The organism is Ureibacillus sp. FSL K6-0165 (assembly GCF_038004285.1).
In the GTDB taxonomy this organism is placed as follows: Bacteria; Bacillota; Bacilli; order Bacillales_A; family Planococcaceae; genus Ureibacillus; species Ureibacillus thermosphaericus.
In genome coordinates this window covers 1,435,504-1,459,970 of sequence record NZ_JBBOQS010000001.1, presented here as the reverse complement: position 1 = coordinate 1,459,970, position 24,467 = coordinate 1,435,504, and the positions used below count along the sequence as shown (strand labels likewise).

Here is a 24,467-nt window from a genome sequence, read left to right as displayed (position 1 = left end):
AGTTTCCATCTATTAAAGAATCGTTTTCCTTATTGATGGGACTAATTTTAAATATAAGTCATGCACATCACGTATTGCATAAGACTTCTTTAAGAATGCCTCTAAATAATCATCTAATACTGTAATCATTTGGTTTTGTTAAAAAATTCAGACATATTGTGTAATTACTTGATTTTGAACCACCATAATAATTTAATCGATAAAAATTTTGACCTAAACAGTTTTTCCCACAAATTTACATGGAACAAAATAGCGATTCATTACCATAATGTTCCATGCATTTCGTTTACCGTATTAACATCCTAAGAGTTATGAAATTATAACTTTTTTCTCCATTAAAATTACTTAAGATTGTTTTTCTTCTTTTGATTAATAGTAAGAACAAAACCATTGCTCTCTTTTAAATCTTTTATTGTATATAACCATCCCCCCGTATTATTTTTTGGAGGTTTTGGTGCAGTTGGAAGATCATAAAGTAAACTTAAAATATAGAATTTATATTTTGGAGCCTTATTAAATTCAAAATCCTTATATCTATCAATAATATAATTAGCAATTCTCTTTTTCATACTGTCGGATATTTCTAGTTTATTTATTTCATTTTTCCATTCTTTCATCTCTATAGAAAAACTCTTTTCGATTTTATAAATCCTTTCCATTATCCCGCCATTTGACTTACGAAATGTTATATATTTTGTAATTGCATAATTATATCCTCTTGATATTGGGTGAGCGTGAACAAAATATTTTTCAATCAAATGCATAGTATCTCCTGCTGAAACTGATAACACAATATCGTTCCCATCAACAGATTTTTCTTTTTTTAATTCCGCTCCCCATGAAACATTAATTTTTTCCTTTTCTTCCTCGATTTCTTTATATTCTTCTATAAACTCTTGCTCACTTTGTATCCGCTCAATAGTTATGTCCCAACCATTTAAATGTTTAATTAACTCATTCGCGTATATGTTAAAATTATCTACATCAGTTTCTTCACTAAATTATAATAAGAGCTCATGATTAGTGGTCAAACCTTTAGTAGTAAAATTAGCAGATCCAACAAAACATTTCTCTCCATCTATGAGATAGACCTTAGAATGTAAATCTTTTAAAGCCAATATTTGAACATTATTTTCGATTAATAATTTTAACGCTTCTAGACTACTGGATTTTTCAATAAAGGCTTTACGCTCAAATCTAGTAATGATTTTGCAATATAAATTTTTATTCTTAACAATTTCCAATTTTGCCATCTTTCATTACACGATTACTTTTTTGTATTTAAATTAGTAATGTAACTGCAGCCTTTAAACCAATAGCCAATTTCAAAGTAGATTTGATTTATTACTTTAACAATAACTTCGTTCTTCTGAGCAATAATTTTTACCAATTCGCTATCCATCAACACTAATTCATTTCGTAAATTACCAAAGAAAATAGTTTCTATACAATCAATTACAATGTTTAAATGACAAGGTTCATAATTAACTGGTATTAGCAATAAACCTGAATAATGATACCTTGCATATTCTACTTCAATATCAACAAAGAAGAGAAAAACTAATCCCACTTAATTTCTAAAGTAATTTTATCTTTTTAAAAACACACTATATTCCATTATAGGCTTACTTATTCTTTCTCTAAGCATTTTTGAACTAATTGACTTTAATAAATCCTCATGATACTTTTTGTCAGTTTTAAAATAATTACTTACACTTGTTACTTCTCCATTTTCTAGTAACATCGTATATCTCTCTTCAATTAACAAAACTAATTCAATGATTAGTTTCTTAATTCTATCATCTAAATCATCTGCATTATAGTTTGAAATAAATTTTCCAAAAACAAAAGTATTTTCACTTAATAGAGCAGGATTATCTACTGCCTCTTTAAAGCTCTGGATATCATTATTATGTATTCTGTATAATACTCCAATAATAGCAAAAATAATGAAAGTACCATTTTTCAAAACATCTTTTGCATTTAATTCAAATAAATTTTCATCACGTTTCATTTCTTCAACAATTCTTTTATATCTCTCATAAAACTTTATCATATCTACAATAAAATCCATTTTTTGAGAAGATGCTACATAATTTTTTTTATATACAGCTGCGTATATACTATTATTTTCAAAAAGAGCTTTTTTATTTGAACGTGCTGTACCTGGCTTTTGCATAACAAATGATAGAATTAATTGTCCAAATTCTTCATTTTTGATCTTTATCATATTACTTCTAAATCTTTCACCACGTTTTATCTGAAAATCAATTTTATGATTCTCTAAAGCTCTTCTTAAAGTTAGCATTTCGGGGGTATTAGATTTTAAATCACTTGCTTTAATTGGTTTTTGGGTATTAGTTGTTTCTGCAATTTGAGTAAAAAATTCATTTACTTTTTCTTTATTATTATCTTTTTTAAACACTACTTTACAAGGAATATAGAATTCTTGACTATTTTTTCCTCTATAATTTCCTAATAAATTAGTTGTTTGTCCTCCGTTTACAATAGAAAAATTATATATTTTAATAGTATTCCCATCAATTTCAAAGTCTTCACAAGCAATGATTAAACCATTATTGTAAAACCAAAAATTTTCTCTATCACTATCTAATGTTTTTCTAATTCCATTATCCACCAATTTATTAGGAACAAATTTTCTAATATTCATATCGAATAATCCCTTATCTTTAAATTTATTATACATTCTAATAAGGGAATTAGAACTAATATTAACTAAAACTCCATAGTTCTCAGCAGACTCATATTCAAGATAATTTTTTGCTTTATCTAAATCTGCTTTAAACTCACTAACTTTAGTAGTTACATCTTGAATATTTGATATTTGAGTATTGATCATTGATAAATCAGAAACATTAATCATATCTTCTAAATCACTAATTGATGAATTTTTTAATTTTCTTTCAAAAATGTTGGAATCAAAATTTCCCAAATAAAAAACATGATATTCAATTTGACCGTTATCAGGTAGTCGATCCAAATTTTCTTGGAGAATTCTTTTTAATTTATCACTATAAGCTCCTGTATTTTGATTTACAAAAGCTTGTACTGTTGTATGCATTTTTCTAAATTCATCAATTATTTCATCTGAAGATAAATTTGTTGTTTTACATTGAACTAATGATAGAATTTCATCGTCTTCATCATAATAAACTAAATCAATACCTCCATCATTGGGTCCATTAGTTAAATGATCATCAACTTTTCCGTTTAATAAATAAATCTCTTTTTCCTTATAAAAGAAGTATTGTAAAATTAAAATTTCAAAAGCACTTTCATCCGTAATTGATTTGTTGATGCTAGAATAGTAAGCTTTGATTCTTTCAATTTCCTGGATATATGCTCCCTCCAAAATTAACACCTCTATTCACTCCTAAACTTATAATGTGAGTTGTCCAAATTTTAACATATTTATTATATTAGAACATCAAAAATTAGTTTTCATAAAAAATATTTCTCTGTTTTATGTTCCGTGTATGACAACTAAAATAATATTTATTCTTTTTTCGATATACAATTATATTATTTTTTGTATCCTTCCATACCAATAAATAGTATACGCCTTCGAGTTCTATTACTAAAATATCATCTCAATATGTATAATAATTTATAAATAAAACGCCAAGAGAAATTTAAACAAACAAGAAATATCAAATGTTGAAAATTTTTAGATGACACACATTCTTATAAAAGACAAGAAAATCGGAAGCAAAAAGTAAAACACAGTATAATGAACTTAAATTCTAAAAATCTTATTACCTTTGATGTACTTATCATAAACTCCTAACTTATGCTCCATAAGGTCGAGTTTTTTAATTTCTTTTGAGGCACAAGAAATATTATTAGAAATTTTACATTAAATCTTTCTGTGCCCACCCCCATGTAAACAATAAGCTCTTTATATATATCCGTATATCAATCATTAAAGCAAGACAATATATAAACGCCTTCGGCTACAGAACATCCATTTTCATCATTAAACACATTTTAATGAAATTTTTGGGTTACGTGATACCTTTTTATCATAAATATTGTTGCACACTTTAAAAGTCTAATTGCATTACTTGTAATGTTTTCTGATACAATTTTTAAAAGGTATGTTATTCAGTTATTATGTAACTTTAGTACAGAAACGAAATTTCTATTACTTAATTCAATGACTTATTTATTTGTTTTTTACAGTTTTTAACAGAGATATAAATGCTAACCATCCACTTCTCTAATATACAACATCCTTTCATTTATAAAGTTAAATAATTGGATCTTTCTTCATAACGTTGATATAATAATATTAATCGTAGTTAAATGCGTTAGGAAGGTAAACTTATGACTAAGGCTTATAATACAACTTTAGATTTGAATCAATTTAATCAATATTTAACATGTAATTCCAAAAAATTTAAAGAACTTATTCCAGATAATTATCCACCTTTCATAGACCTTATTGTTACTTCACCACCATACTGGGATATGAAAGAATACGGTAAGGTTGAACAAACAGGTTATAAACAGTCTTATGAGGATTATTTAAACGATATTGAAATCACTTTCGCTACTCTTTATAAGTTATCGAAAGAAACTGCTACTCTTTATGTAAATATCGATACTTTAAAAAGAAACGGTAAACTTATACGTCTACCTGATGATATAGCAAAGAGATTAGAAAATGTAGGGTGGATTCACAAAGACATTATTATTTGGGATAAAGGTAAAACCCTCCCGTGGTCTCATAAAGGTCAAATGCGAAATACATTTGAATATATTTATATGTTTGTTAAATCTGAAAATTATAAATACTATATTGAAAGAATAAAAACAGTAGATAAATTAAAAGAATGGTGGGTTGATTATCCTGAAAGATATAGTCCCGAAGGAAAAGTGCCAGATAACATTTGGAGATTCACGATCCCCACACAAGGTAGTTGGGGGACAAAAAAGAATTTCGGAGATTTGGAATTTAAGCACGCATGCCCATTCCCCCCTGACATGATGGCTAGACTAATTAAATTATCATCAGATGAAGGTGATGTCGTATTTGATCCTTATGCTGGGACAGGTATTCTGTTAGCGGTTGCTGAGAAACTCAATAGAAGATATTTAGGATTAGACACAAATCCAGAGTATAAAGAAATTTTTGAACGTGTTACTAAACCTTTAATCAATAAACAAATCATTGCTATCAATCAAACTTATGAACAAGAGGAAAATAAAAAAAGACTTTTAAATGAGGCTATAAATAAATTAAGAATATTAAAATTTCCAAAGGCAATTATTAAAGCCTTTATCAAAGAACAGAATCAAGAATTCCCATTCATAGGTGTTTTTGCATTGTCAGAACATTACCAATTAGATGAAAGTGAAATTGCATTAAAAAAGATAGGTCTTGCAAGCTATTATTTTATTTTAAATCCTATTGCCGATTTATACCATGAAGATGTTTACAATATCTTGAGAGAGATGAGTAATAATGCACCATTTTCTAAGTATGGTCTAATTCTTAATATATATGTAATTACTGTTGACGAAGCAATACAATTATATCAAGACCTAAATCAAAACATTTATTTATATGGTAATGCTGTAGTTAATGATGCTATGTTTTGCATTTCATTTGTTGAATTTCTTGAAATTATTCAAAATGAATTGATTAATAAGAAATATTGTTACAAAGGAATTCCTCCTATTTTCAGTAATGTAGAAATAACTTTATCTAATTACGAAGATATTTTGCCTGATAAATATAAAAAAAGGAATGATTAAAATTCATTCCTTTTTTTATTTAAATTAGTTAGCTCTTCTAAAGTGAAGCTTATTTTTAAGTTTTCCCAAGAACCGTTCCCATTATTTATTGGTATATGATTATACATCTCTTCTGTATCTAATATAAATAGTTTTGGCGATTCGCTTAGTACCCATAAATAAAACAAATAATTCTCAGAAACTTCTGCTACATTCCATTCATTTCTAGTTAAATAAAATGTATGTATGTTAGAAACATTAGCAGAAGCTTTTACTTCAATTCGTAATGGTGTTGAATCTTCCGAACTAACCACTGATAATATATCAAAACCAGATAAATTTGACTCTATTGATTGCCATTTGGGCTCAAAATTAACTCTTTTTCGTTCATACTCCAAAGTTAGCTCTTCACCAGTTCTTCCAATCTCTAATTGTGTATCTAATTGTTTTCCTCTAACTGCTAATGCAAGTACATCCCACCATTTAATTACTTCCTTGTCATATGAATTCATTAGCTCAGCTTCTTTAAAACATTGCTTCACATTGGAGGGAAAATATTGAAACGCTTCTTTCCTTCCCTTATGAATAAGATAAGACCATGAAGGCTTATTCATTTCAATCATATGTTTTAACTGAACTCTTAAAGCATATGTCATATCTTTTTGTTCAATAATTTCTTTACCTCTTACTGTTGTAGTTAGATTTCCGTTTTTATCAAGTTGTATCCAGTTACAGTTTTCGGTTACCTCTAAAATAATTTGTGGAGAAGTTGCTTCATATCTTTGGAAGGCATTATTAAACTCTGTTGCTTTTATAGTAGAGTTAGAAATAAAATATAAAAATTTTTGAATAGAATAAAGAATACCAACTGAAAATATCATAACTATTGTCCTCTTAAGTGCCTAATATAGTCTAAGATATCTTCTTCACTTAAACCATTATCAATTTCTTCATCTGAATATTCAGGTTCTATCATAATGGATTCATCATTAAGTACATCAGACATTACTTGAATTTTATGAGTTAAACGCCTATTTACTGAATCATCTATACTATCAGGTGAAACAACTATCTCTACTATTGTTTCCTGATCTGGTGGTAATCCTAATCGATGAATTCGATCCACAGATTGTAAAAAATGCGCAGCATTATAACTACGATCTAAATAGATTGCATGGTGGCAAACTTTATGAAGACTAATCCCTTCTCCAGCTGCAGCTGGATTTGCCACTAGTACAAAACAATTTGGATCATCATGAAATCTTTTAATTTTTGCTTCTCTAGTATCATTTTCATCTTCGCTTCCTGAATCAACTCCTCCATGTATAAAATCTGCTCCCAGATCACTTAACCTATGTGATATTTGTTCTATACTTTCAACAAAGGTTGACCAAATAATTACCTTCTTTCCCTCACTAGCAAGTTGTCTTGCACGATTACAAATATAATTTATTTTAGGACTGTCTCCTTCCATTAACACATCTTTTAATAATTCATGATGCCGAAAATCACTATTAGCTAATAAAGAGGGATTGGAGGCTACTTGCAGTAATCTTAAAGCATTTTTGCCCATTGTTCTTAGTCTATTTCTATCTCTAGCTAAAAGAATTTCAGCCTGACGTAATTCCTCATCTCTCATTAAATCATATAATCTACGTTGTGCAGGACTCATTTGTACAGGGGTAAAATAATATTTTGGAGCAGGTAAACCTAACTCTCTTTTTGTTGTTCTTACATAGATTGGACGAATATATTGTACAACTGTATCCTTATCTACTTTGATTTCTGGATACAAAAAATTAAATTGAGAAACAAGATCTTCTGTTGAGTTAGGAAGTGGTGTTCCTGACATTATAAGCTTTTGTTCTGGAAGATGAGCTAAAGTTAATACTGCTCTTCCATATACACCATTATTTCCTCGCTTAATTCTGTGACTCTCATCTAAGAACATAAAAAAAGGCACTGTACTTAAATATGATGCTAGTTCTGTTAAAACATTAGGAAGTTGCTGATAGGTAATAATCATAATATGTGGTTTGTTTTTCAACAATTGAGCTACATTCCTTGTACCACCACGTAATCTAATCACATTTGGGCTATCAGGTAAACATTCATTTAGCGTTTCTTCCCAAGCAGCAAATGCATTTTTAGGAGAAACAATTAGTAGACGAGTATTTTCTTCTTTCTTTAAACAATATAAAGCAAGAGCTTCAGTCGTTTTCCCAGCTCCTGGTACAGAAAATGTTGCTCCTGAAGACAAAGCAGACAATCTAGTCACATTTCTCAACTGTTCAGGTGTAAGGTTACGTTTAAAACCCTTTTCAGTTAAAATATTTTTCACTTCATCTTCCGAATATTTTTGAAGTCCTTCATTAACTTGATGATAATGTCTTTCCCTTAAAGCAGATAACTTTAATAACTTTTCTGCCTCTTCATCAAAAGTAATACTAATTTTATACTTTTTTCTTATTCGGTTTATTGAAGGTCTAATTGATAAAAAAGACCACCAAGGCATAGTAATTGTTTTTGCAGTATCAAAAGATACATCTTCACCATTTTCTTTACACGATCTACATAATTCATGCCAACTAATATGATTCTCATCGTCAGTAACTATTCTAGCCGAATGTTTATTTTCTAAATACTCAATACGTATCATTTATAGTTTCTCCCTCAATGAAGTAATATGAGCTTCAATAGATTCTAATTGTGCTTCAATTCCATCACATTCTGTATCATCATCAAACATATTTACAGCATCTTGTAATAAAGAATTGGCACGCTGAATTTTTTGAATTACGGTCATACGTTGTTTTCTATCCTCATCAGCATCAATTACATCTTTTACTAAATGCACCACATTTTCTCTGTTATTTTCATTATCAAGTATTTTTGCAAGATTAATTAAGTCTTGTTCAATATTATTACTACCACCTAGTAAATCATCTAGATCATCATCCTCTATAGTGGTATCTTCTTCTATTGGAAATTCTTCAATGACTTTTTCAATTATATTATCTATATTATCTGCAATTTTGGGTATAAATCCATAAATACGGCCCATTCCTGGTAACGGATTATCAATAACCGAAAATGAAATCACTTGAAAAATATCTTTCTTATCATCATCTTTTATTTTTTTTCTACATTTTACAATTGCTTCAAAAGCAAATTGATCTTCTTGAACTTCTTGATATTGTTTAGGCTTATTACGTGACTCAAGATACTGATCTACATACGTTAATAAAAGAATCAAGTCTTCAATTTCTTCTTTTTTCTTATCATAAATTCTAGCAATTTTATCAGTAGAATAATTCTTTTTGTCTCGTAAAGATCGATACATACACGCTTCTGCAGTCCATGAATAGTCTGCTTTAATATCTTCTGATATCTGCAATCTACCTTCAAGCTCAAGGATATCTTCTTCAGAACATGGAGGGAGTATAATTACTTCAATATGAGAAAATCTAGGATTCTGTGTTCCATTTTCAATCTCTTTTTGATGCAATTCCCTCATAGCACATAATCTGCGATTACCGTTAACCACAAAACCATTATTATCTAAAATTAACGGTTCTTCTTGATCATGATTGTTAAAAAAGTTAAGTAAATCAATACCACCTGTTTGTTTTAAATGTGTTTTTAAAATATCATGTTGCGCTTTATGAGCATCTTCAAGTTCAATATCTCTTTCAAAAAAATCTTCTGGTAATTTGTTCATAGTGTAGTATTCTTCTTGAGCTGCTTGTGTTCGTCCATTAGCCAAACGATATCTAGGCATTCCAATTGGCACTTTAAAAATAGGAAAAAAAGTCCTCTCATTTTGAAAATGAATAGGATGTTTATTTTGATCTAATGTTACACTTCTCTTTAATCTATCTATTAACTCTCTTCTTTTTGGATACGACCAACCCAATTCCATAATTTTCTCCTCCATTATTTATTCCTCAATACCAATTACATGTATTGGTATTGTAATAATTTTTTTATACAAATTTAATTCACGAATAAAACGTTCGAAATTTGCCAAATTATCGCCCATTAATTTTGCTGCGTGATTAGTAGGCAATATAACAATTCCCGATTCAATTTTACCGTTTAGATAAAGTGTCTGTAGTTTAAGCATATCTGCATAAAATCTTCCTACATTACCAGTTTGTAAACATAAACCAACACTATCTTTCATCGAAGTTATAGTAATATTATTAGATATATCAATCCTAACTTCTCCTGACCAACCTTGTAACTGTATTTGACGTTTTATAAGCTCACGTATTTTTGAAGCACAACCTTTTTTTAATTTAAATTCGATTGTCTCTAAAGATTCAATTAAAGGACTAATTATATACTCAGGTATTACTTGAACTCCCAAGTGATGATCATATCTGTATAACTTCAATAATCTTACACTTCCTTAAATATAGGTATTTTTCCTTAATTATACATTACAACAAATTGTTGTTATAAACAAATAATTATAAACAGTTAAGATTCAAAAGTTTTTCTTTTTGTTACTGTGTCAAAATATATATTTCCTTCTCAAAAATTTCACTACCTAAAATACAAAATAATTAAACAATTTTTATTAAGATTTATTAAATTAGAGGGAATCATTTCCTCTTGATTTTTAAAGTTTAAATGGTTGTTTTTGTTTCGGCAATAAAACGCCAATAAACGATAAAAATGGAGTGATTTCAAATGATAACTATCAAATGTTGCATTGATAGAATTAATAAATTCTCTATTAAACCATCAAAAGAGTGGATTCCCAAAATACAAAAATCTGTACTAGAAGGTCAAAATGTATATAGTATAAAGCAATTAGCAAATTATGTTGTAAATGGTCATTCTTTTTGTCCCAGTGTATTTAAATGCCTAACTTTATCTACTATACATTTAATCACGGTTTAGGCGGAAAAGAAAAATTTCGAGCTGTGTACGTATTAAATGCTTTTGTCGATGATATTCGTATTTACAATTTTATTCAGAAATCGCTTTCGGTTATTTTTGATAACAAACAGGATTCTCAAGCTAATGATGTTGCGCGACTTTTTTACGGAGGAAAAATTCTTGCAACTAAGGTAGATGAATATCAAATGTTGCATATAGAAAGTTTACCAGCTTCTGTATATAAAAAACTTAAGTATAAATCAACCTCCCATTTTAGTAGAAATATGAAAAATTTTTGACAGGAGGTTGGTATAAATCAAATTAATGAGGTTGCTGCAGTTTTTGGTGAGATGACAGCTACTCCTATAATAAATATTATAGAGTAAGAGATGAACTCACCATTTCAATCATCTATCTCCACTATCACGAATAGAAGAATCATTTTTGATTTTGCTGTGGGTAAGGACGCTATTGAAGAACATCTCAACACTCGAAAAACAAAACGTTTCAAAGCAGCTATTCAAAATAAAAGATGCGATAAACTCGTACCAAAGCGATATGTAAATCTAAGCAAACTCTCAGAAAAGTGTTTATTAGTAAAAGCACTGGAAGAAGGAAATGAGTGTTTATATCATGATGAAATTACTCATCTAGCTATGAATTTAATACATGTCGAAGGTAGTGAGAAGAAGTTTATTCATGATCTACAAAAAAATTCTAACCATGTTGAGTATGGCAAAGTAGAGAGTTTCAAGTACTACTGTCAGAACTTTTGACAAAGTAACTACAAAACATCACAATGTAATCCAAGAGAAAAGTGTAATGTTGGCTGCAGATTTTATGATATTTGTGAACGAAGCGGCGATAATATCCTTAAACAGTTAGACCCCAAAAAAGGACAAATTAAAAAAATTGCGGAACTGCAAACTATACCACTTTCAGAAGGAGAAACTTCACTTCGAACTGAATATAACAAATTTTTGCAATCACCTGTTGACGGGAAAAACTAAGCTATACACTTCTTGCAATCTAATGAAATGTGCAATTGCTGTACCGAATCATCGATTGGCAAAAGAAATATACCAACCCATTAAAGAAACAACCCCGAATTGAATGTAATTTATATTTCTGAAAAACCATCAACATCTCCTGAAATTGACGAACAGATTCAACTGTTATATCAACTAGGTTTATATAAAGAAGCAAATAAAATGTTTAATTCTTTCGCACGAGACATAATTTCTGATACTAGACAGCCAGATTCTGAAGAACATAAAAAGTCAATTATTGAATACAATAATTCAATAAAAAAGTTACATTCTGCTTCTACTATCATTCTGACTCATGAACGGCTGTTACAACTAGGAACTTTAAAAAACATTGAAACAGTTATAATAGATGAAGATATTACTCCATCAATTCTTAAGACTGGTTCTATTGAAATAGAAGATCTTAATGGATTACTAACTTCAAAAAATGAATTGATTAGAAAATTTATCGACTATGTAAAATCTACCTCGTCTGAAACATATTTTGAAACGCTAAACTTAACATTGATAATATGTTAATTGCTAAGCTAATCAAAAATAAAACCATGCAATTATCATCAAATATTATTGATTTCGTTATCTCTACTCATTATATAAAACACACAAACGGTAAAATTTGTTTTGTACAAAATCGTAATCACTTCTCGAAAGATAGAAAATATATCATGTTTTCTGCTACAGCATCAAAACAAATTTGCCAAGCCTTATGAGGAGAAAGATTAAACTATTATGATATCGGCAATATTCAATCAAATGGAAAAATAATTCTCCATTATGATAGAAGTTATTCACGAGCGTCTATGAGTAACCTAGACATTAAGTTATTTGTAGAAAAACTAAAAAAGCAATATACAGATACTTCTAAGGTAATTACCTTCAAAAAATATAAGCATACTTTTGAAATAGAAGGTATTACAATAGCAGCTACTTTTGGATCTACAATGGGTTTAAATGAATTTGAAGGTGAAAATCTAATTATTGTAGGTACTCCCCACTTTCCTCCAAGTAAATACCTCTTAACTGCACTCACATTAAATCTAATTACTCTCGAAAATAGTAATGATGTACAGATGCAATTAATCCTTTTATAAAGACAAGGTTATGAGTTTCACTTCTTTACTTTCTCTGAAAATGAAACACTAAGAGATATTCAGTTCTATTTTATTGAAAGTGAACCGATTCAATCTATTGGTAGAGCTCGATTACTTCGAAATGATGCGACAGTCCATTTATACAGTAATTTTCCAGTTCCAAATTGTATTCTTAAAAATAAAGAACACTAATTAAAAAAAGTGAGTCCAATTTTATTTGGATTCACCTTTTTATTAAATCAATTAATAAAAAATATATTTTTGCCTTTTAAACATGAAATAATTTACCTTTTTCAAATTGACTAAAAAAGAGAACCTTGTGGGTGGGGGTTATTGCTTTTTTGTTGAAATAAAAGGCTTTTTAGAGAATTTAGGGGTTTTATTAAAATTTAGATTTATTCCCCCTCCACTATTTAATATAGGTTTTTTTGTATTTTTCGGTCGATTTACAAAAAATTTATTTATTTATATGATTGGTATAATTATTCCATCACAAACTTATATTAACCCTTTGCGTTTATCTCAATAAAAAAATGGTTACATAAACTACTCGTCAATAACCCAATCAAATTGCATATAATTATCTAGCTCATTTACAGGCACTTCAAAATAAGTAGGTTTACTTAATTCTCCAATATGTACTATTTATAATTTTGCAATTGTATCCTGTAATTTTAAATCTCCAACCATTACTATTTTGAATTGGAGAAAGAATTAAAAAATGTTGTTTATTCAACAGTAAAAGATTCACTCTGAATTCACAAATAAACAGCAATCAAAGGAGTGGATGAATCTTAAAGAAGAAGCAGAATATGCTAGAGTATCATTCAACACAATTAAAAAGTTTATACTAATGGGCTTAAAAGTCAGTGAAATTGATGGAATAAAGCGTGTATCTAAATCAGATATTGATGATTTTCTCAAAAGTTACAGCAATTGAAATATCGTTACAAGCTTTGTTAGGGAATTTCAAACTACGTTGAAATTAATAAATAAATATGATATGAATTAAAAGTCAAAGTTATACTTTGACTAATGTGAATCCCTTCAAAGTTTGCGAAATAGTAATGGAGGGAATTATCATGACAAAAAAGAAATCTACACCTATTGATGTTATACATTAAAAAGCGGTAAAAAACGCTATCGTTTTAAAATCTATATTGGAGTAGTTCCTTTAACTAATAAAGAAATTAAAACTACAAGAAGTAAATTTAAAACTAAAAAAGAAGCAGAATTAGCACTCGCTCGAATGAAACTTGAAATAGCAAATGGTATTTATAGAAAAGCAAAAGCAGAGACATATCAAGATATTTATAATCTCTGGATTAAAAACTATGAAAATACAGTGGAAGAAAGTACTTTTGTGAACAGAAGGAATCTTTCGAAATCATATATTACCTGCCATGTGGGAATATAAAATTGAAAAAATAAATATCGAGGTTTGTCAAAAACATGTAAATTCGTGGGCGGAAAAACTTAAAAAATTTCGGACTGTAAAATCATATACAGCCAAAGTGCTTGATTTTGCTATTAAACGGGGCTACATTCAATCAAATCCTTTTGATTATGTAGACATGCCAAAAAAAATTAAAAGAGAATATAATTTTGTAAATCAAAATAAAGTAGAAAATTACTATACTCGTGAACAACTAGTAGCTTTTTTAACTTGTTTAGAAAAAGAAAATGACTACAAATTATTTGCCTTTTTCCGTCTTTTAGCGTTTACTGGCATGCGAAAAGGTGAAGCATTTGCCCTTACTTGGGATGATATCAACTTTAAAGCACATGAAATCACTATTAACAAAGCGATTTCACGAGGTAAAGATAATAAACTATATCTAAAATCTACAAAAAAAGGTGATACTAGAACTATTAAAATAGATGACAAAACAATGGCTGTATTAACAGAATGGAAGAAAATACAGAAACAAGAGTATTTGAAGTTAGGCTTTAACACAACTAAAACGAATCAACTTGTATTTAGCAATACTGAAAATCAATTTGTTCAGCCATCAAAAACGCATGATTGGTTTAAAAAAATATTAAAGAAATATAATTTACCTAATATAAACAGCTCATGGTTTTCGTCATACTCATAGTTCACTTTTATTTGAAGCTGGAGCAAGTATAAAAGAAGTTCAAGATCGATTAGGTCATAGCGATGTAAAAACAACAATGAACATTTATGCACACGTTTCAAAAAAAGCCAAAGAAGGAGCAATTAAAAAATTTGCTGGCTTTATAAATATTTAAGTCCGATTTTAACATCGGATTTAGCATCGATTTTAGCATCGACTTGAGGAAATTTAATGAAACCCTATGAAAAAGTAAAAACGCCAAATCCCTTGATATTAAAGGGATTTGACGTTAATTAAAATCATATGAAATTTCATCTATGGAGACGGCGGGAGTCGAACCCGCGTCCAGAAACTTCAATACTTAAGCATCTACGCGTGTAGTTTGTCTACTGAAGTTTCGCGTTACATTCTGCCGACAAACAGGCGTCCTGCACGCTAGCTTGTGAGATCTCTTGCCAGTGCCCCAAGCAAGGCACTCGCCGTAGCCCACTCAGGATGAACCCTAATGCAACCACATGGGCGATGGTTGATTAGAGTGCTTCAGCAATTAAGCAGCTAAAGCGTAAGATTGTTTGTTGCCAGTTATATTTAACTGCCGTTAGTGACGAAGACGAGCCCTCCGACGCGCAGCTCAAGCTTGAACCATTCCTGTCGAATCCGTAACGTCCCCTTCATGTTATAAAGGGTTTGCATAATGCAACGACGGTAAACGTTTAGAACGTTCAAACTGGCTGATGTACATACATTATACTTGAATCCTAACCTTTTTTCAAGTATCCCGAATAAATTTATATTATAAATCTATTATTTTTATCATTTATCTGACCACAAACACGGTTTCATATTTAACCAACTAATATTGATTTTTCAATTTCAACGCGCGTTCCATTTCTCGTTTTGCTTCTTTCTTCCGTTCATCGTCACGCTTATCGTATTTCTTCTTACCTTTACCAAGACCAATCATCAGTTTTGCATAACCGTCTTTAATATAAATTTTTAATGGCACAATTGTGTAGCCATCGCGCTTTACGGCACCAGCAAGTTCTGCAATTTCCTTCTTATGTAGTAATAGTTTTCGCTGTCTTAATGGATCATGGTTAAAGCGGTTTCCTTGTTCATAAGGACTGATATGCATGTTGTGAATCCATGCTTCACCGTTTCGAACTAAAACAAATGAATCTTTCAATTGCACACGGCCAGAACGAATGGACTTTATCTCCGTTCCTTGCAATACCATGCCTGCTTCAAAGGTTTTTTCTATAAAATAATCATGATTTGCTTTTTTATTTTGCGCAATGACTTTTCCGATTCCTTTTGGCATATTTTACACCTCTCTTCACACACAAATAAAAGGCTGTTAGAAATACTTTCCTTTATTTTAAAGTATTTTTCCAACAGCCTCTAGTATAATTCTTCGACAGTTATTTGTCGAATTTTCTACCATCTATCTTCGTTTCTTTTTCTTCTTCCCTTTTTTCGCGACGCCTTCATAAAATTTTTCTTTCCGTTTGCCTTTTCTGCTACGACCGCGTTCCTCCTCGTCATCGTCTCTTCTTCTTTTTTGTTTACGAGTTGCATGAATGACTTTTGGAGCTTCTTTTCGCGTTTTATGGAAAGATTTCACCATATCTACAATTTCAAAGTCAATAGAGGACTCATCCAAATTCACGTTGGCAACGCGGACTTTCACTTCATCTCCAATGCGGAAGATGCGTCCTGTATATTCGCCCACCATAATCATTTGGCGTTCATCAAAATGATAATAGTCATCCGTTAAGTTTGTAATATGCACGAGCCCTTCAATCGTATTTGGCAGCTCTACGAAAATACCGAAGCTTGTGACAGAAGAAACAATTCCAACAAATTCTTCGCCAATTTTATCTGACATGTATTGGGCTTTCTTTAATGCTTCTACATCCCGCTCTGCATCTACCGCTCTTCGTTCACGTTCAGAAGTATGGTCCGCAATGTCTTCCATTTCTTGAGCCCACTTAAAGATTGTCTCTTTTGAAACGTCCCGTTCAAATAAATACGTCCGAATTAGTCGGTGAACAATTAAGTCTGGATAACGTCGAATCGGTGATGTGAAATGCGTATAAAAATCAGTGGATAGACCAAAGTGTCCTAAAGATTCTGGATAATATCTTGCTTGTTGCAATGAACGTAGCAACATTGTCGAAATCACCGGTTCTTCTGGCAATCCATCAATGGACTCAATAATTTCTTGCAACGCTTTCGGATGAACGGAATTACCTGTTCCTTTTACAATTAAGCCGAAGTTTGTGATGAATTCAAAGAAACGTTGCAATTTTTCCGGTTTCGGATCTTCGTGGATACGATATAAGAAAGGTACTTCCATCCAGTGGAAATGCTCTGCTACCGTTTCATTTGCACAAAGCATAAATTCTTCAATAATGCGTTCAGCAACTGTGCGTTCACGTAAAACGATATCAATTGGCCACCCCTCTTCGTTCACAACGACTTTTGCTTCATTAAAGTCAAAGTCGATTGCTCCTCGATTCATGCGCTTTTTACGTAAAATCGAAGCTAATTCTGCCATCTCTTTAAACATTGGAACGAGAGGTTTGTACCGCTCGATAAGCTCCTCATCTTCCTCTTCTAATATTTTATAAACATCTCGATAAGTCATTCGCTCTGTTGTACGAATCACGCTTGGGAATATTTCATGTTCAATGACTTGTCCGTTTTGGTCAACAATCATCTCACAGGAAATAGTCAAGCGGTCGACTTGAGGGTTTAATGAGCATATGCCGTTTGATAACCTGTGGGGAATCATTGGAATCACTCGGTCCGCCAAATAAACACTCGTTCCTCTTTCAAATGCTTCTTGGTCAATGAGAGACCCTTCTTTCACATAGTAACTTACGTCCGCTATGTGAACGCCTAATTTGTAAGTACCATCTTCATTTTTCGTGACCGTTACCGCATCGTCTAAGTCCTTTGCATCGGCGCCGTCAATCGTTACGATCGTTTCATTTCGCAAATCTCTGCGGCCTACTAAATCTTCTTCCGTAATCACATCAGGCACTTGTGCTGCTTCTTTTAGCACTTCATCAGGAAATTCAGGCGGTATTTCATATTGATAAATAATGGATAAAATATCAACACCCGGATCATTTTTGTGCCCTAATATTTTTATAATGACCCCTGTTGCCGATTTAATTTCGCTCGGCCAGTTTGTCACTTCCACGACCACTTTATGGCCTTCCACCGCACCTAAAGAATCTTCCTTTGCTACGAAAATATCCATGTTTAATCGTTTATCATCCGGCACAACAAAGCCGAAGCCACGATTTGCTTGATACGTACCAACGAACGTTGTTTTCGAACGTTCTACCACTTTAATGACTGTACCTTCTCGCTTATCGCCTGAAGATTCTTTCAATACCCGAACTAGCACAATGTCTCCATTTAATGCGCCATTGACTTCATGTGGAGGGATGAAAATATCATCTAATCCTTCTTCATCTGGAATGACGAATCCATATCCTTTTGAATGGCCGACAAATTTTCCTCTAAGTAAGTTCATTCGCTCCGGCAAGCCGTAACGGTTCGAACGGGAGCGTACAATATATCCCTGGTCTTCCATGCGTACGAGCGCTTTTACTAACTCTTTAAATTCATCCGCGCTTTCGATACCGAGCACTTCTTCTAGCTCATCCACTTTAAGCGGCTTATAATCTTCTTCCTTCATTAAATTGAATATTCTTTGTTCTAGCTCACTGAACACTGCGCTTTCCCTCCTTTATTTCGAAATGAGTTAATCTTCCCAATCTAGGCTTTCTAGAAATTCGAAGATTACTTCATGCAGTTGATTTTTTTCTTTATCTAATGTAATGACATGTCCGGACTCTTCAAACCAAATCAGTTTTTTATTTAAGGATTCCACATTTTCATAGATAATATGAGCGGATTTCGGGTCAATAATTTCATCGTTTCTTGATTGAATGACTAGAATCGGTGCATACACTAAATCCAGTTCATTTCGAACATTTTGCACGAATTGCTGCAGATCAGGTAAGCTTGGCATTCCTTTTTGGCGAATAGCTTCAACTTCTTCACTAATTTGTTGTTCTGTTTTTCCCTCATATTTTTTATACTCTTTTGCATATTTGATAACACCTTTGAACATGATATCCGTCGTTTTCATTGTCATAGGAGAGCACATGGTGATGACACCTTTGAGAGGGAAGTTCATGGCAAGCTTCAGTGATAACACACCGCCAAGAGACAAACCTGCAACGGCAATTTCATCATATCCTTTTTCTTTTAAGGTTTCGTATGCTTTAACAACATCTTCCCACCAATCTTTTGGACCTGTTTCAATTAGTTGTTCTGGCGGTACACCGTGGCCACGGTAGTGAGGGGCAAAGCATGTATAACCTTTTTTCTCAAGAAAACGACCTAGCATTCGTACGTCGGATGAACTTCCTGTAAATCCATGAAGCAATAACACTGCACGCTTTCCTGCTTGAAAAAAGAATGGTTGTTGCTCTTTAATTTTCATAAAATCCTCCAATTATATGTGAATCTTGTTGAATTGATGCCAGTATTTTCACGAGTATGCAAATTTTTCTCAAACTCTACTCCATTATAAATGAAAAAGCCTAACCATGCTCGGTTAGACTTTTATTTTATCCATTAAAATTTAATTATTAACAATGTCAAAATGAAAAATAATACTGCAAGAACAATTGTCAATCTATGTAAAACTAAATCCATTCCTCTAGCTTTCGTTTTACCGAATAGTTGTTCAGCTCCACCAGAGATGGCACCTGATAAACCTGCACTTTTACCAGATTGCAATAATACTACGGCGATTAAAGCAAGAGACACAAGAATTAATAATACTAATAATACAGTATGCACTAGTCCCACCTCCTGAACGAACAGTACTTTTACACTAATAGTTAGTATATCAAAAACGATTCTCCGATACAACAATGTTAAAAAGTTGAAAAAATATTTATCAAAACAGTTATTTTTAAAACGCTTTCATAATTTATTTTATTCTAAATGTTCTATTTTTTCAGAAATTTATTGATTTTTCTATATTATTCTCATAAAATAAATTCCACTCACAAATTTAATAGAAAGAAGAGGGTTTCGATGAATACGTTTCAAAAAATCGGGAAATTTGCAGGAGATACCTTTGCACTTTGGGTATTATTAGCTGCTGCTCTCGCAATGTGGGTTCCACAATATTTCACATGGATTGCACCTTGGATTACGACGCTTCTCGGAATTGTCATGTTCGGTATGGGGATGACATTAAAATTAGATGATTTTAAACTCGTTTTGCAACACCCTAAAGGAGTTATTCTTGGAATCATTTCACAATTTACTATCATGCCGTTGCTTGCTTTTGTATTAGCGAAAACTTTCCAACTTCCACCTGAAATTGCTGTCGGAGTGATTTTAGTTGGATGTTGTCCTGGCGGTACTGCTTCAAACGTTATGACATTTTTAGCGAAAGGGAATACGGCATTATCTGTAACAATTACGTCATTTACAACGTTGCTTGCTCCAATTGTAACACCTGCATTAATTTATTTTTTAGCAAGTGAATGGCTTCCAGTATCTTTTATGGCCATGTTTATGTCTGTCGTAAAAGTGGTTTTAATTCCTATTATTTTAGGGATTCTTGCTCAAATATTCTTTAAACCAGTTGTTGCAAAAAGCATCGATATTCTGCCAACAATTTCGGTTGTAGCAATTGTGTTAATTGTTGCAGCAGTCGTAAGCGGCAGCCGCGATAAAATTATTGAATCTGGGTTATTAATTTTAGCTGTCGTAATTTTACATAACGGATTAGGTTACGCTATCGGATATTTAGCAGCGAAAATTTTCCGCATGGATTATGAAGACAAAAAAGCTGTTGCCATCGAGGTGGGAATGCAAAATTCTGGATTAGGTGCAAGTTTAGCGGCAACACATTTTGATCCAATTTCTGCAGTACCAAGTGCCATCTTCAGCTTCTGGCACAATATTTCCGGACCGATACTTGCAACCTATTGGTCAAAGAAAGCTGGAAAAGTGGAAGAATAAGCAGTTCTATATTTGTATGGAGGCAAGGTGATTCGTCATCTTGCTTTTTTTATGGCTAGTTTAAGGCAGGGTAAACTTTGATTTTCACAGCCTTTTTCCGTCCAAAATAAAAGTTTCAGGAAATTTATTCCTTTTTGATACTCCAGGTTTTATTATGTTGGATAAAGGGGGTGATACGTTGCTTTTATTGGATCGAAAAACTCCAAAAAGCATTCTCATTATCGAAGCTCTTTTACGCAGATTAGATGTAAATGATCGAGACTTCTCCTACTTTCAAGATTACTTGACACGTCTAAAGTATGGATACGAGGGTGAGCACAGAGTCGACCGTGAATGGTTTGAAATGCCATATTTGAATGAACATTACTTATTGTTTAATTATGAAATTGAAAATGAATTTGGATTTTCTCATCAAGTGGATACGATTCTATTAACGAAACACTTTTTGTTAATTTTGGAAGTGAAAAATATTTCTGGCCGAGTTGATTATGATGAACAGAAACATCAACTCACTCGCACTCGTCCAACAGGTACAGAAGATATTTTAACGAATCCTTTTGATCAATTGCATCGCCATGAAGAATTATTTCAACGGATTTTATCGAAATTAAAAATTTCCTTGCCAATTGAGAAAGCGGTTGTCATGGCAAATCCTTCCTCCATCATCGGAAATGTTCCGAAATCTCCTCCAATTTTTCATGCGAGCGGGTTACGTTCATTTATCAAAAAATGTCTTGTTCGGCACGAAAGTAAACTTACTACAAGTCAATTGGATAAATTAGCGAAATATCTTCTTTCTAATGTGGTCACACGAGATTTTGATTTAAATATCAGTGTTGAGAGAATCCGAAAAGGAGTGTTTTGCGAAAATTGCAATTATAGTGTGGTCATGACTTACAAAAGAGGAATTTGGTCTTGTCCGCAGTGCGGCGTTCAAAGTAGAAAAGCTTTTCTACGAGCGTTAGATGATTATCGATTATTGATTAGCGACCGGATTACGAATCAAGAGTTTAGGGAGTTTTTCCATGTGGAATCAATGTATGCATCTTCTAAAATATTGTCTCGACTAAATTTAAAAACGGTGGGTAATAAAAAAGGAAGATATTATATTATTCCAGAAGATATTCTCAATCGTTAGGATATGAAAGTATATTTTGGCTATCTAGAGTCTGGGGGGTTCTAGATGGCCTTCTTTAAATAGGCATGCTTACCCTTTGGCTATTATGTTCCCGGGTTTGACTATTATCGCATCCACTTTGACTATTATCTCCTCAAAGTTGACTATTATCCGTTCTCTCTCGTAGCTGTTTTTTCCCTTTGGCTATTATATTCCCGAGTTTGACTATTATCGCAGCCACTTTGACTATTATCTCCTCGAAGTTGACTATTATCTGTTCTCTTTCGTAGCTGTTTTTTCCCTTTGGCTATTATATTCCCGAGTTTGACTATTATCGCAGCCACTTTGACTATTATCTCCTCGAAGTTGACTATTATCCGTTCTCTTTCGTAGCTGTTTTTTCCCTTTGGCTATTATATTCCCGAGATTGACTATTATCGCAGCCACTTTGACTATTATCTCCTCGAAGTTGACTATTATCCGTTCTCTCTCGTAGCTGTTTTTTCCCTTTGGCTATTATATTCCCGAGATTGACTATTATCGCAGCCACTTTGACTATTATCTCCTCGAAGTTGACTATTATCTGTTCTCTCTCGTAGCTGATTTTTCCCTTTGGCTATTATATTCCCGAGATTGACTATTATCGCAGCCACTTTGACTATTATCTCCTTGAAGTTGACTATTATCCGTTCCCTCGTGGTGCTGTTTTTTCCCTTTGGCTATTATATTCTCGAGGTTGACTATTATCGCAGCTACTTTGACTATTATCTCCTCGAAAGTGACTATTATCCATTCTCTCTTGTAGCTGATTTTTCCCTTTGGCTATTATGTTCTCGAGGTTGACTATTATCGCAGCCACTTTGACTATTATCTTCTTGAAGTTGACTATTATCCGTTCCCTCGTGAAGCTATTTTTTCCCTTTGGCTATTTTTCCTGAATTTAGCAATAACCCCTTCCTTTCACTAGCTGTTTTTTCTCCATAAAAAACCCGAGCCTCCGCTTTTCGGAAGCTCGGTTCAGTTCAATTCATGTTATTTTTTCAAATTATAGAATGACTTAATGCCAAGATATTGAGCAGTTGAGCCAAGTTGATCTTCAATACGTAATAATTGGTTGTATTTTGCTACGCGGTCTGTACGAGAAGGAGCTCCAGTTTTAATTTGACCAGCGTTTGTCGCTACTGCAATGTCAGCAATTGTGTTATCTTCTGATTCACCAGAGCGGTGAGAGATAATTGCTGTGTAACCTGCGCGTTTTGCCATTTCAATTGCATCTAAAGTTTCTGTTAATGTACCGATTTGGTTTACTTTAATTAGAATTGCGTTACCCACGCCTTGTTCAATTCCTTGCGCTAACTTCTTCGTATTAGTTACGAATAAATCATCACCTACAAGTTGAACGCGATGGCCAATACGCTCAGTTAATAGTTTGTGGCCTTCCCAGTCGTTTTCATCTAAGCCGTCTTCAATGGAAATGATTGGGTATTTAGAAGTTAATTCTTCGTACCAATCCACCATTTCTTCAGAAGTTTTAACAACGCCTTCACCAGCTAAATGATATTTTCCATCTTCTTTGTTGTATAGCTCAGATGAAGCTACGTCTAATGCAATGCGAACTTCTTCTCCTGGTTTATAGCCAGCGCGTTCGATTGCTTCTAAAATCACTTGAATCGCTTCTTCGTTGCTATTTAAGTTTGGTGCGAAACCACCTTCGTCACCTACAGCTGTGTTGTAACCTTTTTCTTTTAATACAGCTTTTAAATTGTGGAAGATTTCTGCTCCCATGCGTAATGCGTGACGGAAAGATTCTGCTCCAACAGGCATAATCATGAATTCTTGAATATCTACGTTGTTATCTGCATGTGCCCCACCATTTAAAATGTTCATCATAGGCACTGGTAATTGTTTTGCATTCACGCCACCAAGATATTGATATAAAGGAATATCAAGATAATTTGCCGCTGCATGTGCGCAAGCAAGAGAAACACCTAAAATGGCATTGGCGCCAAGTTTTCCTTTATTTTCAGTACCGTCAAGTTCGATTAAAGCATTGTCAATTTCTACTTGATCTAATACAGAATAGTTGTTTTCTAAAGCTTCTGCAATGATTGTGTTAACATTTTCTACAGCTTTTAATACGCCTTTTCCTAGATAACGAGATTTATCGCCATCACGTAATTCAACAGCTTCATATTCACCAGTTGATGCACCAGATGGAACGATAGCACGTCCAAATGCACCTGATTCCGTAAATACTTCTACTTCAACTGTTGGGTTACCGCGAGAGTCTAAAACTTCACGAGCATATACTTGTGTAATAAATGGCATATCAATTCTCCTCTATATAAAAAATTTTAATTTAGCTGAGATTGGGTATATTTATAACAATTAAGCGAAAATCATAATCAATATT

At 32.3% G+C, this 24,467-nt stretch carries 23 protein-coding genes and 1 other RNA gene; 11 read left to right on the top strand and 13 right to left on the bottom strand.

Annotated features, from left to right (window positions below; translation table 11 throughout):
* Positions 1–341: 341 nt before the first annotated feature.
* The 3 genes from NST00_RS07235 to NST00_RS07225 all read right to left on the bottom strand — a co-directional run bounded on the left by NST00_RS07235 (position 342) and on the right by NST00_RS07225 (position 3,382).
* The gene (locus tag NST00_RS07235) at positions 342–764 is read right to left on the bottom strand and encodes a hypothetical protein (RefSeq protein WP_340709818.1); all 423 of its coding nucleotides are present in this window, start codon (positions 762–764) and stop codon (positions 342–344) included.
* A gap of 237 nt (positions 765–1,001) precedes the next feature.
* The gene (locus NST00_RS07230) at positions 1,002–1,253 is read right to left on the bottom strand and encodes a phospholipase D-like domain-containing protein (RefSeq protein ID WP_340709817.1); all 252 of its coding nucleotides are present in this window, start codon (positions 1,251–1,253) and stop codon (positions 1,002–1,004) included.
* Positions 1,254–1,588: 335 nt separating this feature from the next.
* Entirely contained in the window at positions 1,589–3,382 is a 1,794-nt protein-coding gene (locus NST00_RS07225) for an AIPR family protein (RefSeq protein ID WP_340709816.1), read from the bottom strand.
* A 965-nt stretch (positions 3,383–4,347) separates the two neighbouring features.
* Between NST00_RS07225 and NST00_RS07220 the strand changes: the two genes are divergently transcribed.
* The gene (locus NST00_RS07220) at positions 4,348–5,781 is read left to right on the top strand and encodes a DNA-methyltransferase (protein ID WP_340709815.1); all 1,434 of its coding nucleotides are present in this window, start codon (positions 4,348–4,350) and stop codon (positions 5,779–5,781) included.
* Here NST00_RS07220 and NST00_RS07215 read toward each other — a convergent pair.
* Genes NST00_RS07215 through NST00_RS07200 form a run of 4 tightly spaced genes read right to left on the bottom strand, consistent with a single transcriptional unit; the run spans position 5,778 to position 10,159 of the window.
* Entirely contained in the window at positions 5,778–6,641 is an 864-nt protein-coding gene (locus tag NST00_RS07215; RefSeq protein ID WP_340709814.1) for a DUF3883 domain-containing protein, read from the bottom strand. The two genes, NST00_RS07220 and NST00_RS07215, sit on opposite strands and share 4 nt — an antisense overlap.
* Positions 6,642–6,643: 2 nt before the next feature.
* Positions 6,644–8,419 carry a DEAD/DEAH box helicase gene (locus NST00_RS07210; protein ID WP_340709812.1) on the bottom strand — a complete coding sequence of 592 codons (1,776 nt, stop codon included), beginning with the start codon at positions 8,417–8,419 and terminating at the stop codon, positions 6,644–6,646.
* Positions 8,420–9,682, bottom strand: a complete 1,263-nt coding sequence (locus NST00_RS07205; RefSeq protein WP_340709811.1) for a hypothetical protein — start codon at positions 9,680–9,682, stop codon at positions 8,420–8,422.
* Positions 9,683–9,700: 18 nt separating this feature from the next.
* Positions 9,701–10,159, bottom strand: coding sequence for a BglII/BstYI family type II restriction endonuclease (locus NST00_RS07200; protein WP_340709810.1), 459 nt, complete (start codon positions 10,157–10,159; stop codon positions 9,701–9,703).
* A gap of 472 nt (positions 10,160–10,631) precedes the next feature.
* Here NST00_RS07200 and NST00_RS07195 point away from each other — a divergent pair, with 472 nt between their 5' ends.
* The 8 genes from NST00_RS07195 (at position 10,632) to NST00_RS07160 (ending at position 15,043) form a co-directional block, all read left to right on the top strand.
* On the top strand, positions 10,632–10,949 hold the full coding sequence (locus NST00_RS07195; RefSeq protein WP_340709809.1) for a hypothetical protein: 318 nt from the start codon (positions 10,632–10,634) through the stop codon (positions 10,947–10,949).
* A 90-nt stretch (positions 10,950–11,039) separates the two neighbouring features.
* Positions 11,040–11,426: a hypothetical protein gene (locus NST00_RS07190; RefSeq protein WP_340709808.1), complete on the top strand. Its 387-nt coding sequence runs from the start codon at positions 11,040–11,042 to the stop codon at positions 11,424–11,426.
* 333 nt (positions 11,427–11,759) lie between these two features.
* Positions 11,760–12,218 carry a hypothetical protein gene (locus tag NST00_RS07185; protein ID WP_340709807.1) on the top strand — a complete coding sequence of 153 codons (459 nt, stop codon included), beginning with the start codon at positions 11,760–11,762 and terminating at the stop codon, positions 12,216–12,218.
* Between the two features lie 281 nt (positions 12,219–12,499).
* Entirely contained in the window at positions 12,500–12,790 is a 291-nt protein-coding gene (locus tag NST00_RS07180) for a hypothetical protein (RefSeq protein WP_340709805.1), read from the top strand.
* 787 nt (positions 12,791–13,577) lie between these two features.
* A complete protein-coding gene (locus NST00_RS07175) occupies positions 13,578–13,730 on the top strand; it encodes a hypothetical protein (RefSeq protein ID WP_340709804.1) in 153 nt (50 codons plus the stop codon).
* Between the two features lie 213 nt (positions 13,731–13,943).
* A complete protein-coding gene (locus tag NST00_RS07170) occupies positions 13,944–14,207 on the top strand; it encodes an Arm DNA-binding domain-containing protein (protein ID WP_340710163.1) in 264 nt (87 codons plus the stop codon).
* Positions 14,194–14,889: a tyrosine-type recombinase/integrase gene (locus tag NST00_RS07165; RefSeq protein ID WP_340709803.1), complete on the top strand. Its 696-nt coding sequence runs from the start codon at positions 14,194–14,196 to the stop codon at positions 14,887–14,889. Before NST00_RS07170 ends, NST00_RS07165 begins: the two co-directional genes overlap by 14 nt.
* A gap of 28 nt (positions 14,890–14,917) precedes the next feature.
* The gene (locus NST00_RS07160; protein ID WP_340710162.1) at positions 14,918–15,043 is read left to right on the top strand and encodes a hypothetical protein; all 126 of its coding nucleotides are present in this window, start codon (positions 14,918–14,920) and stop codon (positions 15,041–15,043) included.
* 140 nt (positions 15,044–15,183) lie between these two features.
* Here NST00_RS07160 and ssrA read toward each other — a convergent pair.
* The 5 genes from ssrA to secG form a co-directional block, all read right to left on the bottom strand.
* Positions 15,184–15,538, bottom strand: a transfer-messenger RNA (tmRNA) gene (gene ssrA / locus NST00_RS07155).
* A 183-nt stretch (positions 15,539–15,721) separates the two neighbouring features.
* A complete protein-coding gene (gene smpB, locus NST00_RS07150) occupies positions 15,722–16,189 on the bottom strand; it encodes an SsrA-binding protein SmpB (RefSeq protein ID WP_168411974.1) in 468 nt (155 codons plus the stop codon).
* A gap of 123 nt (positions 16,190–16,312) precedes the next feature.
* On the bottom strand, positions 16,313–18,583 hold the full coding sequence (rnr, locus tag NST00_RS07145; RefSeq protein WP_445329569.1) for a ribonuclease R: 2,271 nt from the start codon (positions 18,581–18,583) through the stop codon (positions 16,313–16,315).
* Between the two features lie 66 nt (positions 18,584–18,649).
* On the bottom strand, positions 18,650–19,396 hold the full coding sequence (locus tag NST00_RS07140) for an alpha/beta hydrolase (protein WP_340709801.1): 747 nt from the start codon (positions 19,394–19,396) through the stop codon (positions 18,650–18,652).
* A gap of 134 nt (positions 19,397–19,530) precedes the next feature.
* Positions 19,531–19,758 (bottom strand): preprotein translocase subunit SecG, encoded by a 228-nt coding sequence (secG, locus tag NST00_RS07135; protein WP_016838676.1) that lies wholly within the window; start codon positions 19,756–19,758, stop codon positions 19,531–19,533.
* A gap of 240 nt (positions 19,759–19,998) precedes the next feature.
* Between secG and NST00_RS07130 the strand changes: the two genes are divergently transcribed.
* The gene (locus NST00_RS07130) at positions 19,999–20,937 is read left to right on the top strand and encodes a bile acid:sodium symporter family protein (RefSeq protein ID WP_339288092.1); all 939 of its coding nucleotides are present in this window, start codon (positions 19,999–20,001) and stop codon (positions 20,935–20,937) included.
* 178 nt (positions 20,938–21,115) lie between these two features.
* Complete coding sequence (locus NST00_RS07125) at positions 21,116–22,075, top strand: nuclease-related domain-containing protein (protein WP_340709800.1); 960 nt, start codon at positions 21,116–21,118, stop codon at positions 22,073–22,075.
* Positions 22,076–23,086: 1,011 nt separating this feature from the next.
* On the opposite strand, the gene eno is transcribed toward NST00_RS07125, so the two are convergent.
* Positions 23,087–24,382, bottom strand: a complete 1,296-nt coding sequence (eno, locus tag NST00_RS07120) for a phosphopyruvate hydratase (protein WP_168412543.1) — start codon at positions 24,380–24,382, stop codon at positions 23,087–23,089.
* Positions 24,383–24,467 lie beyond the last annotated feature (85 nt).

Coding starts and splice junctions, on each gene's coding strand:
- NST00_RS07180 (WP_340709805.1), top strand. CDS start 12,500: ATGAGTAACCTAGACATTAAGTTATTTGTAGAAAAACTAAAAAAGCAA.
- smpB (WP_168411974.1), bottom strand. CDS start 16,189: ATGCCAAAAGGAATCGGAAAAGTCATTGCGCAAAATAAAAAAGCAAAT.
- rnr (WP_445329569.1), bottom strand. CDS start 18,583: ATGAAGGAAGAAGATTATAAGCCGCTTAAAGTGGATGAGCTAGAAGAA.
- NST00_RS07140 (WP_340709801.1), bottom strand. CDS start 19,396: ATGAAAATTAAAGAGCAACAACCATTCTTTTTTCAAGCAGGAAAGCGT.
- eno (WP_168412543.1), bottom strand. CDS start 24,382: ATGCCATTTATTACACAAGTATATGCTCGTGAAGTTTTAGACTCTCGC.
- NST00_RS07215 (WP_340709814.1), bottom strand. CDS start 6,641: ATGATATTTTCAGTTGGTATTCTTTATTCTATTCAAAAATTTTTATAT.
- NST00_RS07165 (WP_340709803.1), top strand. CDS start 14,194: ATGTGGGAATATAAAATTGAAAAAATAAATATCGAGGTTTGTCAAAAA.
- NST00_RS07235 (WP_340709818.1), bottom strand. CDS start 764: ATGCATTTGATTGAAAAATATTTTGTTCACGCTCACCCAATATCAAGA.
- NST00_RS07220 (WP_340709815.1), top strand. CDS start 4,348: ATGACTAAGGCTTATAATACAACTTTAGATTTGAATCAATTTAATCAA.
- NST00_RS07190 (WP_340709808.1), top strand. CDS start 11,040: ATGAACTCACCATTTCAATCATCTATCTCCACTATCACGAATAGAAGA.
- NST00_RS07195 (WP_340709809.1), top strand. CDS start 10,632: ATGCCTAACTTTATCTACTATACATTTAATCACGGTTTAGGCGGAAAA.
- NST00_RS07130 (WP_339288092.1), top strand. CDS start 19,999: ATGAATACGTTTCAAAAAATCGGGAAATTTGCAGGAGATACCTTTGCA.
- NST00_RS07205 (WP_340709811.1), bottom strand. CDS start 9,682: ATGGAATTGGGTTGGTCGTATCCAAAAAGAAGAGAGTTAATAGATAGA.
- NST00_RS07175 (WP_340709804.1), top strand. CDS start 13,578: ATGAATCTTAAAGAAGAAGCAGAATATGCTAGAGTATCATTCAACACA.
- NST00_RS07210 (WP_340709812.1), bottom strand. CDS start 8,419: ATGATACGTATTGAGTATTTAGAAAATAAACATTCGGCTAGAATAGTT.
- NST00_RS07230 (WP_340709817.1), bottom strand. CDS start 1,253: ATGGCAAAATTGGAAATTGTTAAGAATAAAAATTTATATTGCAAAATC.